11 protein-coding genes and 1 tRNA gene are annotated in these 12,810 nt (G+C 67.3%); 5 read left to right on the plus strand and 7 right to left on the minus strand.

Features of this window, described 5'->3' with window-relative positions:
* The 5 genes from IPI67_02685 to IPI67_02705 all read right to left on the minus strand — a co-directional run bounded on the left by IPI67_02685 (position 1) and on the right by IPI67_02705 (position 7,219).
* Positions 1-2,934, minus strand: a complete 2,934-nt coding sequence (locus IPI67_02685) for a TonB-dependent receptor (protein MBK7579088.1) — start codon at positions 2,932-2,934, stop codon at positions 1-3.
* The gene (locus IPI67_02690) at positions 2,934-4,646 is read right to left on the minus strand and encodes a serine/threonine protein kinase (protein MBK7579089.1); all 1,713 of its coding nucleotides are present in this window, start codon (positions 4,644-4,646) and stop codon (positions 2,934-2,936) included. Before IPI67_02690 ends, IPI67_02685 begins: the two co-directional genes overlap by 1 nt.
* A gap of 89 nt (positions 4,647-4,735) precedes the next feature.
* Positions 4,736-5,224: an aminoacyl-tRNA deacylase gene (locus IPI67_02695; protein MBK7579090.1), complete on the minus strand. Its 489-nt coding sequence runs from the start codon at positions 5,222-5,224 to the stop codon at positions 4,736-4,738.
* Between the two features lies 1 nt (position 5,225).
* Entirely contained in the window at positions 5,226-6,404 is a 1,179-nt protein-coding gene (locus IPI67_02700) for a hypothetical protein (protein ID MBK7579091.1), read from the minus strand.
* A 248-nt stretch (positions 6,405-6,652) separates the two neighbouring features.
* Positions 6,653-7,219 (minus strand): HD family hydrolase, encoded by a 567-nt coding sequence (locus IPI67_02705; protein ID MBK7579092.1) that lies wholly within the window; start codon positions 7,217-7,219, stop codon positions 6,653-6,655.
* A 119-nt stretch (positions 7,220-7,338) separates the two neighbouring features.
* On the opposite strand from IPI67_02705, the gene IPI67_02710 reads away from it, so the two are divergent.
* From IPI67_02710 to IPI67_02720, 3 genes are read left to right on the plus strand one after another with little or no spacing between them, the layout of a single operon-like run.
* Positions 7,339-7,815, plus strand: a complete 477-nt coding sequence (locus IPI67_02710; protein ID MBK7579093.1) for a hypothetical protein — start codon at positions 7,339-7,341, stop codon at positions 7,813-7,815.
* 40 nt (positions 7,816-7,855) lie between these two features.
* Entirely contained in the window at positions 7,856-9,436 is a 1,581-nt protein-coding gene (locus IPI67_02715) for a hypothetical protein (protein ID MBK7579094.1), read from the plus strand.
* A 35-nt stretch (positions 9,437-9,471) separates the two neighbouring features.
* Entirely contained in the window at positions 9,472-9,690 is a 219-nt protein-coding gene (locus IPI67_02720) for a hypothetical protein (GenBank protein ID MBK7579095.1), read from the plus strand.
* A gap of 7 nt (positions 9,691-9,697) precedes the next feature.
* Here IPI67_02720 and IPI67_02725 read toward each other — a convergent pair whose 3' ends face one another.
* Both IPI67_02725 and IPI67_02730 read right to left on the minus strand, forming a co-directional pair.
* Complete coding sequence (locus tag IPI67_02725; GenBank protein MBK7579096.1) at positions 9,698-10,195, minus strand: hypothetical protein; 498 nt, start codon at positions 10,193-10,195, stop codon at positions 9,698-9,700.
* Between the two features lie 31 nt (positions 10,196-10,226).
* Positions 10,227-10,298 (minus strand) — tRNA-Cys (locus IPI67_02730).
* A gap of 100 nt (positions 10,299-10,398) precedes the next feature.
* Between IPI67_02730 and crcB the strand changes: the two genes are divergently transcribed.
* Together crcB and IPI67_02740 are read left to right on the plus strand one after the other, a co-directional pair.
* On the plus strand, positions 10,399-10,785 hold the full coding sequence (crcB, locus tag IPI67_02735; GenBank protein MBK7579097.1) for a fluoride efflux transporter CrcB: 387 nt from the start codon (positions 10,399-10,401) through the stop codon (positions 10,783-10,785).
* Between the two features lie 127 nt (positions 10,786-10,912).
* Positions 10,913-12,790: an MFS transporter gene (locus IPI67_02740; protein MBK7579098.1), complete on the plus strand. Its 1,878-nt coding sequence runs from the start codon at positions 10,913-10,915 to the stop codon at positions 12,788-12,790.
* Positions 12,791-12,810: the final 20 nt, after the last annotated feature.

Genomic DNA, 12,810 nt, shown 5'->3' on the forward strand with positions numbered 1-12,810 from the left:
TCAGAACGTCACGTCGCTCGAGAACAGAAACGTCCGGCCGTTCTGAGTGATTTTGCGCTGACTGAACTCCGGCGACAGCGGCAGCGCGTAGCGCCAGTCGAAGGCGTTGTAGACACCGGCCGCCCAGCGCAGCCCGAAGTGGGACTCGTACCCGGAAAAGACGAGGTCCCAGACAGCGAAACCCTTCCCCCGATGTTGCGGCTCGGGATCACCGACGGTCTCGTAGCGATCGTAGCGCGGGCCCTCGATCGAGAGGCGCGACGCGAGCGTCACGTCGCGGCCCAGGATTGGCACGGCACCCTTGATCGCGCCGAGGTGTTCTGGAGTGTTGGACACTCGCCGAACGCCAGGGTCCTGACGCAGGCTGACGAGGTCGTCCACGGACTCGCCAGCGAGCACGGTCGCCCGCTGATAGGTGTAACTCGTGCCGAGCATCCAGCCTTGGCGCCACTCGCGCTTGAGCTCCGCTTCGACGCCCAGGGACACGAGCGGCGTCTGGCGGTTGACGTAGGAGATCGGGTCAGCCGGCGTGCCCCCGCCGGTCTGGTCGATCAGCGAGCTCACGTAGTTGCCAAACACCGATGCGCTGCCGGTGACGGTGGGGCTGAAACGATGGGTGTGCTCGATGTCGAACGAGTACACACTCTCCGGCTCCAGGCCCGGGCTCGCGATCTGGGTGGCGCCGCCGTCGTTGTAATAGAGCTCGTACACACTCGGTGCGCGGAACGCCTTGCCGCCGCTGAGCCTGAGGTTCCCCGCCGAGTACGGTCTGAGCAAGAGCGCGACCCGCGGGTTCAGCGAGCTGCCGAAGGTCGAATACGCGTCGAAACGGGCGCCGCCGGAGATACGCACCGCCGGCGAGAGGGTCGCGTCCAGAAGCAGGTAACCGGCGCCAATCTGGAAGGGCCGACCGCTCGAGCCGGATTCGTCCAGGAACGGCCCCGCGTCATCGCTCGCAACCTGGTCGACCTGATAGTGGAGCTGCCCTTCGGCACCGACGGTCAGCCGCAGTCCGGAGGTCGCTTCGATCACGGCCCGTTGTTCCAGCCCCACCCAGGATCCTCGGAACGTGTCCCGTTCGACACCGCCGTCGACCGGATCGCGGGCGTACTCGCCGACGAAGCGGTAGTGGTTGAAGTGGGCGCGTGAGAAGAGCGAGACCTGCCGGCCGAGCTTAGGCTCCAGCGTGGACTCGAAGAACAGCCGAGTGTCCCGCTGATGCGTGCGGGCGTCGTCGAGCAGCGTGCCGTACTGCCCGGTGGGCAGCTGCTTGTCATGGTCATGGAACGACCAGGCGGCGCTCAAGCTCTTCCACCACGCACGCCCGGTGAAGGTGCCCGCACGAAAGCCGTCGACGCCGCGAGCGTTGCCCGCCACCTCGGGCGCGGTCGTCGCGACGTACTCGGGGAAGAAGAAGTCCCGCCCGTTCGAGCGCGCCGCGGCGATGCTGAGCCAACCTCCAGCGTCGCTCCCCAGGTTCAAGCTCGCCCGCGCCCGCCCACGCGCGACCCCGTCCAGGTTGGTGGACGCGCCGACCTCGCCGCCAGAAGGCACACCGCGCGAGCGTGTCACCAGGTTGATGACTCCGGAGAACGCGTTGGTGCCATACAGCACGGAGCCCGGACCTCGCACGACCTCGATGCGCTCGAGATCCTCCAGGTCTGTGCGTGCGTCGTAGCCAATGTACGACGACCCGATCCAGTTGTCGTTGATCGGCATCCCATCGACGAGCACCAGCACACGGTTGCCGTAGCTGCCGAGGCGCCCGACGCCGCGCATCCCGACGGAGACGTAGGCGCGGTCGTCCCACAAGTAGACACCTCGCACACCACGAATGGCTTCGGCGATCGTCGGGTAGGCCATCACCTGCAGCTCTTTGCCCGCGATCAGCGTCACCGAGCTGGGGGCGTCTTCCACGTTCTGCGAAGAGCGCGACGCCGCGATGACCTCCGCCGACTGGGTCAGCGTCAGGTCGATGCGAGCCTGTTTCTCCCGCAGCACGACCACGTCGCGTTCGACGCTGCGAAACCCTCGGAGGCCGATCCGGATCCGGTGCCGACCAACCTGAACCCGGACGATGGTCGGGGTGAACCCGACGGGTCTGCCGTCAACCTCGATCAGCGCACCCGGCTCGTCCGTGCTGACCACGATCTCACCCATCAGCGCTTGCACGTCTGGCCGAACCACCTGGATGCCGCGCGCCCGCACTTCGACGGGCACCGTGGCGGTGCGAAAACCCGGCCGACCGACGAACAAGGTGTGGGCGCCCGGTGGGAGCTCGAAGCGACACGGGGCCGTGCAGCGAGGCGTTCGACGCTCGTCGTCCACTCGAACCAGAGCCCCCGCCGCCCCCTGCACGTCGACGGTGCCGAGGATCTGCGCGAGGGCCAGCTTCACCTTGATGGTCTTGCCGCCCTGGAGATCGGTAACCTGGGTCTCCGCCGGCTCGTAGCCCGGCGCCTCGACGATGATCTTGTAGTTGCCCGGAGCAAGGCCGAGCTTCCGGGGGCTCTCGCCGCGCGGCCCCAGATCTTTTCGGTCGACGTACAGGGTGGCACCCGCGGGCGCTGTCTCCACCTCGACGACGGCAACGTTCGACTTGATCTGCGCCAACGCCGCCGCGATCCGCGCGCGCGTCGCCGAGTCTTTCTCGCCCTCGAGGGCCGCCGTGAAATAACGATAAGCCTCGGGATACTGGCGCAGTTTCTCGTAGGTCCGCGCGATGTTGAAGACGACGTTGCGATTGGGCACGAGGCGATTCGATGCCAAGAAGTGATGCAGCGCCTCGCGATGGTCGCCGCGCTGGTAGGCCTCTGCGCCCAGCTGAAAACGCAGATCCGCCTCGTCGGCCAGGTCGTCGGCGAAGGCAGCCGGAGCAACCGCAACGGCTGCCCAAAAGACCGCCGCGAACAGCCCGAGCTCGAGCGATCTCATCAGCGAGTGAGCCGGATATCGGTGCCGGGCTTGGCTGCGGTGGAGGGAGGATTGGGCAGAGAGGTCTTGCCGGTCGCGCGCTCGCGGGCTCGGGGCGACGGGGCTGCGCTCGGCGGCACCCCTGCGACCGCTGACGCCCCGGCGGGCACGCTACGGCGCACGAGCTCCGCTCGCACCTTCACGTCCGCTGCCGCATCACCCTGGCTGACCTCGTAGCGTTCGTATTCGGAGAGCTGAAGGCTGAACACCCGGGGTTTACCGGCCACGGTCTGGCGCTCGATCGAAAACGACAACGGCGTCCGCCCGAGCACGCGGTCGCCTTCGGTGACGTCGGCACCGCTCGGGTTCGACTCCAACGTGAGAGAAAAACTCCCGGGCTCGGCGCGAGAGGTGTCTGCGAGCTTGCTGGTGTCTGCTGGAGCGCGGCGCGTCAGCAGGGCAAAGCCGACCATCACCGCTACCAGCATCAGCCCCACGACGAGCAGAACCCCGCCGCGACGCCGCGCCGGTGGCACTGCCGCCGAGGCGAGCGCGGCCGCTTCGCCCGCGCGGTCCTTGGCCGACGCCGCCGTCGTGGCGACGTCACTGAACTGAAGGGTGCGCTCTTCCGGAGCGGAGTGCTGCCACTTGGCCGAGGGCGACGCTCCACGCGAAGGATCCGGAGTCAAGACGGTGCTGACGAGCTTGGCATCGACGTCGATCGAATCGCTGGAGCCGAGGGGCAGGCGGGCCGAGGCGGGGGCGCGCGGGGCGCGCCGCCGGGAGGTGCTGCCCGGCTGTCGCCCGGGCTCGCTCCCCGCGCCCCACAGCGTCGCCGAGTACTCGCCGAGAAACGGCTGCAGCGCGGCCCTCAGCTCATCGACGGTCTGGTAGCGCCGCGCCGGATCTTTCTGGAGGCAACACGTGATGATGGCCTCGAGCTCCGGCGAAATGTCGGGGCGAGCCGCTCGCAACGAGGCCGGCGGATCCGCGGCAATGGCCGCGCAGATCGCCGGCAAGGACTCGCCCTTGAACGCCGAACGTCCGGTCAGCAGCTCGTGCAGGATGACACCGAGGGACCAGATGTCGGAGCGCCCATCCACACTCTTTGCATCGCGGACCTGCTCCGGTGACATGTACATGGGCGAGCCGATCATCACCCGCGAGGTGGTGAGCGCAGCGTCGAGCGCCGGATCGTGTGAAGCCTTGGAGATGCCGAAATCCAGCACCTTGACCCAGGGCCGGCCATCGTTGCGCTGGGCCAAGAAGAGATTCGACGGTTTCAGATCGCGGTGCACGATCCCGCTCTCGTGCGCCTCCCCGATGGCATCGGCCGCCTGGAGCACGTAGTCCACTGCTTCTTCGGTCGGGACCGGGCCCCGAGTCTTCACGACGCGTCGCAGGTCTTGCCCGGTCAGCAGCTCCATCACCATGTAGGGCAGACCGGAGCTCAGCGTGTCGACATCGTAGATCCTGACGACGTGCTCGCTCTTGAGCCCCGCCGCGGCGCGCGCCTCGCGCAAAAAGCGTGGAATGGCCTGGGTCTCGTCGTCGGCTTCGACCGGCAAGAGCACCTTGATGGCCACCTGCTGACCCAGCTGCAGATGGGTGGCGGACACGACGACACCCATGCCACCGACCGCGACCAGCCCCTCGACGCGATACTTGCCCGCGATCACCTCGCCTTCGGCGATGGGCATGCCCGGCGGAAAGGGTTTCTTGGACGCAGCCACGGCACTCACGGCTCCCCCGCCGCCCGCCCGGGATCGACGCGCGCGGCCCAGTTGCTGTCGAAGTCTGCCATCGGCGCCAGCCGCGGAGTTTACGCTTGCACGACGGCAGCGTCCACCGCCCGGGGTGTGAGCGCGCGCATCAGGTCATTCGGAGAGATCTCGACCAGAAAGCCGCGGGCACCGCCGTTGATGAAGATGCGGGGCAACTCGAGCACGGTCCGCTCGGCGTACAGTGGCATCGGTTTCTTTAGACCGAATGGACTCGTACCCCCGACCAGGTAACCCGAATGTCTCTCCGCAACCTCGGGTGCACAGGCCGCGATGCTGCGCGCGCCGATCTGGCGCGCGAGGTTCTTGGTCGAGACTTCGCGGTCACCGTGCATCAAGACACACAGCGGACGACCGCTGTCGTCCTGGAAGATCAGTGTCTTCACCACCACGTGCTCATCGACGCCCAGCACCTTGGCGGAGTGCCGAGTGCCACCCTTGGCCTGATACGGAAAGACGTGCGGGACGAAGTCGACCTCGTGGCGGCGGAGAGCGCGGACGGCGAGCGTCACCGGGTGCGAGGTTGCCATCTCACGGACCGAACGCAAAAAACGTCGCCGACACCCGCCACGAGCCACCGCTCGCGATGTCCTCGACCTGCCAGCGGAAATTGTGAGCGCCGGGCGACGTCAACGCGGACGGTTCCCAGGTCAGCGGGGGCGTGAGACTCCCGGGGCACCAGTTGGCGCGTGATGCTTTGACGCTGGAGATGGCACCGCACGGGTTCTCTTTGCAGTAGTCGAAGCCGCCGCTCGTGCTGTCCTGGTGTGCGAGCGTGCAGAGCGTGGCGCAGTCGTCCCGCCAGGGCGAGAAACTGTCGAGCACCGCCTCGTCGACGTAGAGCGTGTGGCTGCGCAGGCAGAACTCTTCGGCAGGCGACAGTCCGCAGCCCGCCGCGCCGACCACCCCGCCGTGCCCGGTGACCCTGTACTCGAGCCGAGTCGAGGTGGTCCCCTGGGGCACGTCGAAGTTGATGGGAGCGATCGGCGTTGGATCCCCCGAGCTCACGTTGGTGAGGGGAACGACAGCGAGCACATTGCGCGGCGGCTTGCCGGGGACGAGATCGAAGCGCGCCGTGACCCACCACCCCCCGTCCGAGCCCGACACCTTGCCGGCACCGTCCGACCAGGTCGAGATGGTCACGTCCACCGGGTGTTTGCCGGGACGAGCATTGATCACGTCGGTCACGTCGATTTCGAGATGCAGCGGACCACCGAACGGAGTGATGGCGCGCATCAGCTCGAGGGCCGGCGGGCCCAGCTTCGGATCCGAGGGCGGGTCGAGCAAGAGCTCGAAGTTGCGATCGAAGGCGTCGCAGTTGGCCGGCCAGTTCTGCCCGCTGGGTGGCGGATTGTCTTTCCAGCCCTCGAACGGGAAACAACTGGTCCCGAGATCGACCACGAGCGTGGCTTTGGTGAAGGGCCCTGCGCCGAAGTCGGCATCCGTCGACGCACGCTGAAAGTTGGGCTTGCTCGAGTCGCTGTTGATGCGGACCTTGTCGAAGGCTGGGACCGAATACGGCGCGACACCCCCAAAACCGCCGGCGCCCGCGCTGCCGCTGGCGCCCGCCGAGCCGCCGCTGCTCGCACCACCGGTCGCGCCGCCGGTCCCCGCGGTACCGCCCGTGCCCGTCTTCCCGCCTTGCTCGTCCGACGAGCACGCGACGCAGAGCGAGAGCACAGTGACCGCGGCCAGTGTTCGACCCAGCATGACTCGACGATACCACGAGCCCCCCGAGGCAGCCCACGAGGTCGCCAGCCAAGCTGCGCCGCGTCTCCCGCGGGAGAACACTCGACGGCGCCCTAGAACACCGATCAGCTTGCGCTGCTCGTGTTCTAGGACACTTACGTTGGGGCTGCGCCCCAAACCCCCGGCCTTCGGCCGTGCGCGCTCCGCGCGCGAGCGCCGAACACATTGCAAGTCGCTGAAAACAAACGACGTTCAACCTGTTCGGCGCTCTAGCGGGGCCGTGCGCGCCCTGCGCGTTCACAGATGCGGTCGAAGACTCGGCTAGCGAGCGGCAAGTCCATGTCACGAAAGTTTTTGGGGTTCTGCCAGAACTCGTCGAGGCGACCGCGCTTCTGCCCTTCGTAGACGAGGGCCTTGATCATCATGTGGAGTTTGTCGCTGGCCTTGACGACGCGCGCTTCGAGAATCTGCCCGGCCTCGGCGACACGCCAGGACTCCGCGAGCGCGGCAGGGAGCAGCTCGCCAACGATGCGCGCTTCGAGCTCGTCGAGCGCCGCCGCTGCCTCCGCGCTCTTGGCGGGCATGGGCACGTCGCCCGTGCGCGCCTCCGGCGCGTCGTGAAGCAACGCCATGCGCAAGACGAGCTCACCGTCCAGCGAGACGCCTTCCTCTCGGAGCGCGTCCGTCAAGAGCATCGCCACCAGGGCCACCCCGAAGCTGTGGTCCGCGATGGACTCGCAGGGCCGGACACCACGCAGGAGCCAGCCCGTGCGCGGCAGCTCCGACATCGGGTCGAGGTGCATGACGGTGTCGATGAGCCGGTCTTCGGGTTTCACAAGGGATCTCTCGTGCTAGGAGCTGGCGGGGAATTCTAGCAGGCCAGAGGGGGGTGAAAGGCCGCCCACGGCTCCTGCGTTACGATCTCAGGCGCGTACCATCGCGCGAGGAACGACGCATGAAAACCAGCAGCTCGTTCGCCATGCCGCTTGGGCTCGCCCTCGGCATCATCGCCTGCGCGGCGGGGCCGCAGCCCCAGCCGCTGGGGCCACCCCCTTCGACAGCCAGTGCTGAACCGAGCGCGGGCGACCCGAACGCCGCGGTCTCGAGCCCGCCCGTCGCGCCCGTCGAACCTTCCGGGGAGACACCCGCGCCGGGCCCACCAGGAATGAGCTTCGCCGTGAGGGACCTCGGGGTCTCCGTCCCCGACGAGTGGCGCGCCTGCGGCGCTCCCAGCGACTGCACGCTGGTCGTGACGACGTGCTGTGACCAGTGCAACCGCGGCAAGGCCGTCTCGGTCAACACGAAGCACGCCAAAGACGTGGCGGCGAAGTACCCCAAGAACTGCGACAAGACCGCGTGCACCGAGCGGGGTTGTTTCACGCGTGCGAACTGCATCGAGAGTCGTTGTGTGCTCGAGTGGCAGAGTGGCTAGCGCATTTTGCGCTTCCGTGTGACAATTACGTGACGAATCAGTGAAGGACATTGCACAACGAGTCCGCGAGCGCGGCGAACAGCCGGCGTCGGACACCCGGCCTTCGGTGAGGGCGCCCGAGCGGCCGAGCGACTGGGGCTCGCTGGTCGCGGATCTCTCCCGCGGACGCGACGAACCCACCTTCCACGTCCACGATCGAACCCACCTCGAGCTCGCTCTCGACTACCGGCTCCGCGCCGAGCACTCGGTCGAGTCGTTCGTCTGGGAAGCCTATTTCTTCGCGCCCGAGAGCCTGCGCCTCGATAGCCGTACCTACGACAAGACCGACATCTACACCGACCTGCAGAGCTACGTGCGGTTCGAGGTCCCCAGCGTGGAGTTCGGCGAGCTTGCCTCTGATCCCATCGACAAGATCCGCACCGCACTCGAGGGCGGGGAGCAGGGCGCAGTGCGCGAGATGCGTCTGTTTGCGTGCCAGGTCCGCGCGGCGGGTGTCGAGTTGCGTCAGCGCATCGTCGAAGCCCTGGCGGAGCCCGGTGTCGAACGGGAGCGCGCCGAGCAAGCCGCAGCGCGCATGGTGGCGGACTGTCGGCAGATCACCGCCAAGCTGCGCGAAGCCCTCGCGCCGGCGGCGGAGCGCGGCGATACCCTGGCCACCGCGGCCCGCTGGGTCGACGAGGACGTGTCGCGCCTGATCGAGACGCTGCTCGCGACGGTCGCCCGACGATTGTCGAAGAACAGCGGGACCCCCTCGTTGATCGAGCTGGTCGAGCGGGCCGCCATCAGCGAGGCAAGACAGCGAGAAGAATCTGGCATTGGGCGTACCGGGCGCTTGGCCATGCGGGCGCGAGAGATCGAAGCGCTGGAGTTCCGGCGCCACCTGCTCAAGCGCTTCACGTCTTCGGTGTTGTGGCTCAACCCGGAGGTGCGACCCGCGTCCACCTGGGTCCGCGAGCTGCTCTACGCCGTGGCCGCGTCGGTGGCGATGGCCTTTGCTCTGGGCGCGGCGGTCTGGAACGGCTTCCAGGTCGGCTCGGAAGGGCTGATGACGTGGGTGCTGGTCGGGGTGGTCGCCTACGCGGTCAAGGACCGGATCAAGGCGCTCTTGCAAACGAAGTTTTCGAGCGTCGTCGATCGTCACTTCCCGGATCGACGCTGGCAGATCCGGGACCGGGAGCGAGCCGTGATCTTGGGCGAAATGAACGAACAGAGCGGCTTCGTCGCTTTCGACGACATGCCTCCTGCCGTGCTCGCCGCGCGACGGCTGACCCGCCGCCACGAGCTCGAGGAACAAGCGCGCCCCGAGACGGTGTTGTTCCACAAAAAAGAGGTGACGGTGCAGGCGCAGCGGGTGGCCATGGCCGATCCGCGGTTCACTGCTTTGACGGAGATCTTTCGGCTCGACGTCAGCCGCTGGCTCGCACACACCGACGATCCCAAGCGCGACATCGTGTTCGCCGATCCCGTGGCGGGAAAGATCGGCTCGGCCAAGGCTCCGCGCGTCTACAACCTGGCGGTGGTGTTCCGCTTGCGCCGCCACGACGACGAATCCGTGGCCTGGCACCGGCTGCGGGTCGTGGTCTCGCGCAAGGGGATCCGACGCGTCGAGCGCATCGCTTGAGCATTTGCGACGAGCCAGCGTGCTAGGCTCGCGCCGTGCTCCGTCGTGCGTTCATCGTGTGGACCCTGTCCCTCGGCACGCTGGCTTGTTCGTCGGACTCCGGCGACGTGCCAACCTCGTGTCAGCCCGGCGAGATCGGCACCTGCTACGGCCCCGGCGACTGTGCCGGCACCGCGGTCTGCAAACCGGACGGGCTCGATTTCGGACCGTGTCAGTGCGCGAGCGACGCGGGCAGCGACGCGACCGCGGACTGATGCAAGCTCACTTCAGCTTGGCGGCCGTGGCTAGAGCCAGCGCCTTGACCTCGGCGAGCTTGGTCGTTGCGCCGGGCACGTTGCCCACGGTCGAGTAGCTGAGAGAGGCAGCCGACTCACCCTGCAGCCACTGGACATCGACCCCGATCAAGGCACCCATGTCGACGGCACCCTCGTCCCCGATGTCGAAGGGTTCGGCGTTGGTTCCGGGTACGTAGTATTTCTGCCCCTGCCAGACCCGAAATTGGAGCAGGTGGCTGTCGTTGTTCGCGTTCTGATACGACCACAAACACTCGCCGCGAAGCGCCGGATCGACGATCTGCGCGCCGGTGTCCTTGCTGGCGGTCTGCCCGAACAGCGCCGTGGCGTCGGACTCGGTCACGATGGCGCAAGCGTCGATCTTGTTGGAGCCCCCACCCCCGCCCTTGCCACCCTCGTCTCCGCCGCAGCCCATGGCCAAGAGCGCGACAGCGAGCGGCAGCCCGAGTGAAAATCGGCGTTTCATCCCAGCAAACATCTCCCACTCTTGTCGTCGGAGGCGAGGACCGGATTCGAACCGGCGTATGACGGTTTTGCAAACCGTTGCCTAACCGCTTGGCTACCTCGCCGCGGAGCCAGGGTGGATACCGCCGAGCCGAGCCTCGGTCAACCTCGACCATCGGTCAGGTCTGGCTTGCCGCCCCTCCCGGCGTCCGCTAGCGGCAAAGCATGCTGTACCGTTTCCTCGCGGTGTGCGCCGCAGGCGCGCTGGGCACCGGGGTTCGTTACCTGGTCGCGCTCTGGGCCAACAAGACCTTCGGTTCGGGTTTTCCCTACGGCACGCTGCTGGTGAACCTGGCGGGTTGTTTTCTGATCGCCGTGGTTCTCCAGGCAGCGACGAGCTCGGCCACCATTTCACCCACCTTGCGTATCGCCGCGGCCAGCGGGTTTTTGGGCGGGCTGACCACCTACTCGAGCTTCAACTACGAAACGACCGTCCTCATCGAACAGCGGGCGACCAGCACCGCCCTGTTGAGTTTTTTCATCACGACGATCGGCTGCCTGGCCGCGGGAGCGCTCGGGCTCTTCGTGGCCCGACGACTAATCGGCACCTGAACCGAGGTCGGGACGCCCGAATCGCGGGGCCCAATTGAAACAGAGCTGTGAATTCTCACGGTCCGAGGCTCGGTTCGGGCCAGGGAGGGTTCTCCCACCCGCCTGAGCGTGTTAGCTCGCGCAAGCCATGGCCGGCACCTCCGCCCCCGTTGCAACGCCGTTCTTGCAGCACACCGACGCGTTCCGGCGGCGGCGCTTCCTGAATTGGTTCCCGCTCGGGGTCACGTACGCGCTGCTCTACATGGCGCGGTACAACCTGACCGTCGCCAAGACCTCGCTCGGCGAGTTGATGACCAAGGAGGACTTCGGGATCATCTTCGGGGCCGGGACCTTCGTCTACGCCTTTGCTTTTCTTCTGAATGGCCCGCTCGTCGATCGCCTCGGCGGGCGCAAGGGCATGCTGGCCGGGGCACTGGGCTCGACCTTCGCGAACCTCGCGATGGGGGCCTACCTGCATCACGTACTCAGCTCGGGGCAAGCCACGACCGCGCCGCTGCGCCTCGTGTTCAGCGTGCTCTACGGCGTGAACATGTACTTCCAGAGCTTCGGCGCCGTCTCAATCGTGAAGGTGAACGCCCACTGGTTCCACGTCACCGAACGGGGGGGCTTCTCGGGCATCTTCGGCACGATGATCTCGAGCGGGATCTTTCTGGCGTTCACGGTCAACGAGCTGTTGCTCAAGCTCGCGCAGCGGATCTGGCCGGCAGCGCCCGGGCCGAGCCTCGCATGGGTGGTGTTTGCCATCCCCGCGGTGCTGCTCTTCGTGTTCTTTCTGGTCGAGCTCTGGCTGCTGCGGGACCGCCCGGGGCAGGCGGGCCACAGCGACTTCGACACCGGGGATGCTTCATCCGGGGACACGAGCGACGCGCCCATCCCGGTGTTCGCGCTCTACAAACGCATCCTGCTGCACCCGGTGATCCTGACCGTGGCGCTAATCGAGCTCTGCACGGGGGTCGTGCGCAATGGTGTGATGCACTGGTTCCCGATCTACGCCAACGAGATCTGGGCGCTGCCCAACGAACACGCGCTCAGGGGTGGTGCGCTGCTCTTGACCATGCGCGACGGGACCTGGGCTCCGCTCTGGCCCGCGCTGCCGTGTTTCGGCGTCGCGGCGATCTCGGCCTGGCTCGCCACACGAGCGCGTGGCGGTCGGCGCGGCGCGTATGCGGTTGGCGCTGCTTTGGCCTTCCTCGCGCCGTTCACCCAAGGGGGCTGGGGTGGCCTGTTGATGGTCGCCGGAGTCATCGGCGGCAACGTCGCGGGCTGGGTCAGCGATCTCTTCTTCCAGAGCCGACGCGGACCCGCCGCCGGGTTTCTGTATGCCCTGCTCACCGTGTGTGTGGTGGGCATGGCGTTCTCACTGGCACCGCCGACCAACGTTGTCGCCTCGGCGGACGCAAAGAGCGGACTTTCGCCGGGCGACAAGATCCTCGGCATTGCTGGCGACTCCGAGGTCAGCGGCTGGGTCGAGGTGCGAAACGCAGTGGCCTGCGCCCAGCCCACCTGCAAGGACTCCGGCTGGGACAAGGCAAAGTGCATGTGTGTCGCGGCGCTGTCGGGCAGGCCCGCCGACCAACGCGACCCCGTGCTCAGCGCGCGCATCGAGCGCGGCGGCCAGGTGATGGATGTGATGCTGCCGGATCCCAAGGCCACGCAGCGCGCGGGTGACATGCGTTTCTTGAAGGCCAGACCGGAGCTGCCGCTGTCGCCGTTCCTGCTGGGGGCGCTGGTGTTCTTGATCAGCCTCGGAGTCATCGGCACCCACGGTGTGCTCAGCGGAACCGCCACCATGGACTTCGGCGGGCGCCGGGGCGCGGCGACCGCAGTCGGCGTGATCGATGGGTTCGTGTACCTCGGGACCGCGCTGCAGTCGGTCGCCCTGGGATTTCTGACCACCAAGTCTTGGGCCTACTGGCCGTGGTTCTTGCTGCCCTTCGGCGTGATCGGTTTTGTTCTGTCACTGCGCATCTGGAACGCCAAACCCGCAGCTCGCGGCGGACACTGAGCCGCGGCACGGCGGCGCCA

The organism is Myxococcales bacterium, from assembly GCA_016706225.1.
In the GTDB taxonomy this organism is placed as follows: Bacteria; Myxococcota_A; Polyangia; order Polyangiales; family Polyangiaceae; genus JADJKB01.